Annotated in this window: 5 protein-coding genes and 1 pseudogene; all 6 read right to left on the reverse strand. The window is 65.8% G+C overall.

Annotated features, from left to right (window positions below; all coding sequences use genetic code 11):
* A pseudogene (locus LQV45_RS21085) lies at positions 1-617 on the reverse strand (cysteine--tRNA ligase); the annotation flags it as partial.
* A gap of 90 nt (positions 618-707) precedes the next feature.
* Positions 708-1,067 (reverse strand): hypothetical protein, encoded by a 360-nt coding sequence (locus LQV45_RS21090; RefSeq protein ID WP_223914369.1) that lies wholly within the window; start codon positions 1,065-1,067, stop codon positions 708-710.
* Positions 1,068-1,225: 158 nt separating this feature from the next.
* Positions 1,226-1,744: a 2-C-methyl-D-erythritol 2,4-cyclodiphosphate synthase gene (ispF, locus tag LQV45_RS21095; protein WP_230008683.1), complete on the reverse strand. Its 519-nt coding sequence runs from the start codon at positions 1,742-1,744 to the stop codon at positions 1,226-1,228.
* Entirely contained in the window at positions 1,741-2,586 is an 846-nt protein-coding gene (ispD, locus tag LQV45_RS21100) for a 2-C-methyl-D-erythritol 4-phosphate cytidylyltransferase (protein WP_230008684.1), read from the reverse strand. The genes ispF and ispD overlap by 4 nt, the downstream gene beginning before the upstream one ends.
* Positions 2,587-2,754: 168 nt before the next feature.
* Complete coding sequence (locus LQV45_RS21105) at positions 2,755-3,237, reverse strand: CarD family transcriptional regulator (protein WP_026266570.1); 483 nt, start codon at positions 3,235-3,237, stop codon at positions 2,755-2,757.
* A gap of 57 nt (positions 3,238-3,294) precedes the next feature.
* On the reverse strand, positions 3,295-3,548 hold a 254-nt coding region (locus tag LQV45_RS21110; protein WP_230008685.1), incomplete at its 5' end, for a hypothetical protein.

The following is a 3,548-nucleotide window of genomic DNA, read 5'->3' on the forward strand; positions in this document are numbered from 1 at the left end:
TCCCCGTCCTTGTAGCCCTTCCACAGCGCGAAGTCGCGGGGGTCCTTCTTGCCGCGGGGGTCCGCGTCAGGGGCGCCCTGCATGTCGTCGAGCTTCTGCCGCGTCAGCGAGCCGTACTTGGACCAGGAACGTACATCGAAGTAGACGTCGCCGGAGTCGTCCAGGGCCGGGTAGGCGTGGCCGCGGTCGATCAGCTGCTGGATGAGGGTGTGCATTTCCGGGATGTGGCCGGTGGCGCGGGGCTCATAGGTGGGGCGGGAGACGCCCAGGGCGTCGTAGGCCTTGAGGAATTCCTGCTCGTAGCGGTAGGCCAGGGCCCACCATTCCTCGTTGCGGAGGGCTCCGGGCTCGTCTTCAAAGTCGGCGCCGAACGAGGCGGCCGACTTGGCAAGGATCTTGTCGTCGATGTCGGTGACGTTGCGGACTGCCGTCACCCGGAAACCGCGGTACTGCAACCAGCGGGTCAGCTGGTCGAAGGCGATGGCCGAGCGGATGTGGCCGACGTGTGGCATGCCCTGGACGGTGGCTCCGCAGTAGTACAGGCTCACCTTGCCAGGTACCAGGGGGACGAAGTCGCGGACTTCGGCGGATGCAGTGTCGTAAAAGCGCAGGGTCACCGCTCCAGATTAGCCGATGGCGCTCCGGGGCCTGACCCGCGGCTTTGCCGGCACGGCGGAGGCCGGCAGGCAGGCCGCCGGTGCGGCGACCTACTTGCAGTATTGGCCGATCTTGTTGATCTGCTCCGTGAGCTGGGCCGTCTGTTGGTCGGTCTTGGTTCCCGTAGGGCTCGCCGCAACCTGCTTCATGATCTCGGCCATCTGCTGGATCGGGGCGCCCACCTCCGGCGCTACCTTGTCCGCAACCTCCTGGTAGTGCTGGCCAATCTGCCCTGCCTGCTCCTTAGCGCTCCCGGAGGGCACGAAGGTGTCGGTGTTGAGGAACTTACAGCTTTCCTCGACGCTGAGCTTCGGAGTGGCGCTAGGCGTTTGGGGCGCTGTCGTGGAGGCGGCACAGCCGCTCAGCATGGTCCCTGCCACGAGTACGACGGCGGTCAGCAGCTTCTTCACGGCAGGTCTCCTGTCAGTTCGGAACGGGTGTCTCGCTTGGGTCTTCCCTCAAGCGTAGGGGACCGGGGCCGGCGGTGCTTAACCAGCGGCGCCCAACCTGCGGTGCTTCACCTGCTGTGACCTGCGGTGCTTCACCTGCTGTGCCAAACCTGCGGTGCTTAGCCTGCCGGATAGACGAGCGCTGTTGCCACGGCCGAGATCCCCTCGCCGCGGCCGGTGAACCCGAGCCCGTCGCTCGTGGTGGCTGTGACGCTCACCGGCGCCGCGGCAGCGGCGCTGAGGACCGGCTGGGATTCCTCCCGCCGCGGGCCGAACTTTGGCCGGTTGGCCACGAACTGGACGGCGATGTTGCCGATTTCGAATCCGTGGGCGCGAACAATCCGGGCGGCCTCGGCCAGCAGGGTCACGCCGGATGCTCCGGCATATTCGGGCCGGTCCGTACCGAAGTGCGTGCCCAGATCCCCGATCCCGCAGGCCGAGAAGAGCGCGTCGGCGGCGGCGTGGGCCACGGGGTCGCCATCTGAGTGGCCGGACAGACCCCGTTCCCCCTCCCAGAAGAGGCCGCCGAGCCACAGCGGCTGCGGCTCGTCCTCGGCGGCGAAGGCATGGACATCGACTCCGATCCCGGTCCGGGGAATGACCGGGGGAACGGCTGGCGGGTTGGTGGACATGCTCATCCCTCCACCCAGCGCAAGCCCAGGGGCCCTTCGAGAAGGCCTTCGGCCAGGATCAGGTCCAGGGGCGTGGTGATCTTCAGGGACTGGCTGGCGCCGCGTACCGCGTGGACCGGGACCCCGATGAGCTCCACGAGCATCGCGTCGTCCGTGACGAGGGCGGCCTGGCCGGCGTCGAACCCGGAGGCAGCTTCGTGGGCGCGCTTGAGGGTACTCAGGGCGAATCCCTGCGGTGTCTGCACGGCGCGGAGCGATTCCCGGGGCGCTGTCCCGGTGACCAGTTCGGGGGCCACCGCGGCGCCGTCGCCGGTGGTCGGTTCGACGGTCTTGACGGTGTCGACGACCGGTATCACCGGAATGACGGCCGAGGCACCGGCGCCGAGCGCCGCTGCCACGCGGTGAAAGACGGCTTCAGGCGTCAGCGCCCGGGCGGCGTCGTGGACCAGCACCGATTCGATATTGGGCAGGAGGGCCGCCATCGCTGCGCGGACTGAATCGGCGCGGTCCGCACCGCCGTCGACGACCGTCACGACGGGAGCCCGGACGCCGGAGCCCGACGCCGCGCCGGAGTGTCCGGCCGCAAGCTCCTGCGTGAAGGCCTCGCACAGCGCCCGCAACTCGGTGTCGCCCGGGGGGAGCGCAATGCAGATCTGCTGTGCGATCCCGGCAGCCGCCACACCGCGGAGGGCGTGGGTGAGGATGGTGTCCCCGCCGAGAGGGACTTTTGCTTTCGGCATGCCGTAGCCCAGGCGCTGGCCGGAGCCGGCGGCTACAACTATGACCGCTGTGGCGGGACCGGGCTGTGACGTATTCGCCTTTGACGTATTCGTCGGTGCAGTATCCATGGGCACAAGACTACGTCCCCGCGCCTCGGACCGGGGCGCTCAAAGGGACCACAACCGATAGCGCAACGGAGGGGGCGGCCGCTGAAAAAGGGCAAAAAGAAGCCCCGGCGGCTGACGCCACCGGGGTTCGATTCTTATCTGCGCCGGCCCTGCTGGGCCGGCCCTGTGCTAGGAAGCCAGGACCTCGTCGAGAACGCTTGCAGCCTTCTCTTCATCAGTCTTCTCAGCCAGTGCCAGTTCCGAAATCAGGATCTGACGGGCCTTGGCCAGCATGCGCTTCTCTCCCGCGGAGAGACCCCGGTCGTGATCACGGCGCCAGAGGTCGCGGACGACCTCGGCTACCTTGATGACGTCACCGGAAGCAAGCTTTTCCAGGTTTGCCTTGTAGCGACGCGACCAGTTGGTGGGTTCTTCAGTGAACTCGGCCCGCAGCACGTCGAACACGTGCTCCAAGCCTTCCTTGCCCACTACGTCCCGAACCCCTACCAGGTCAACGTTTTCTGCTGGAACTTCAATGGTCAGATCACCCTGAGCCACCTTGAGCTTGAGATACATCTTCTCTTCGCCCTTGACAGTGCGCATCTTGATTTCTTCAATTTTGGCTGCACCGTGGTGAGGGTAAACTACTGTCTCGCCGACCTCAAAAACCATGTGGACATTCCCCTTTCCCGCAGACCAGTTTATCACGATTAAGGCATACAACTGGCATCAAAAGGTGCCGGGAACCGCATGAATCCGGGGAAAATGGCCGTAATCCGCCCCCTCAAACCCCTTGACGAATGCGGATAATAGTGCCTGCGGCCCTAACTGCCAAGAGGTTTCCGTCCCCCGCCAAGCCGGGTCCCGCCGCCGGTGACGCACGCTTGGCAGCGCTTGTGTGTAGTCGCCGAATCCTTGTTTGCGGCCGATTGCGGCTAGGCTATGGCTGAATAATGTTTCAAGACTCTCAAGGAGTGCGTGAC

This window comes from Microbacterium sp. Bi128, from assembly GCF_918698205.1.